Source organism: Telluria sp. AZSoR62 (assembly GCF_058111565.1).
On sequence record NZ_JBYTST010000518.1, the window covers coordinates 1 to 244 of the forward strand.

The 244-nt window shown below is 46.3% G+C and carries 1 protein-coding gene; it reads right to left on the reverse strand.

The annotated features are described in order from the left end of the window. Positions 1 to 244 (reverse strand): conjugal transfer protein TraG N-terminal domain-containing protein (locus tag AC3XQU_RS24600; RefSeq protein WP_489876725.1); only part of this gene is annotated, 244 nt, incomplete at both ends.

Here is a 244-nt window from a genome sequence, read left to right on the forward strand (position 1 = left end):
ATTGAAAGGCTGTATTGGTCTTATCAAATATGCTGTACGCTGCGGTTGTAAATAGACCTGCTGGCGCAGCTATGATTAACGGAATGTGATCAACTTTAGCGATATTGTTTGTGTAAATATCCTGCACAGTCACTGAGGCAGATATCGAACAGCAAGCGACGACCATGCCAAAGCCGAAGAGCCCCCCGACAGGTCCGTTAGCAGGTACGAAGTTTTCACCCGAACCTTTCTGGATCATGTACAT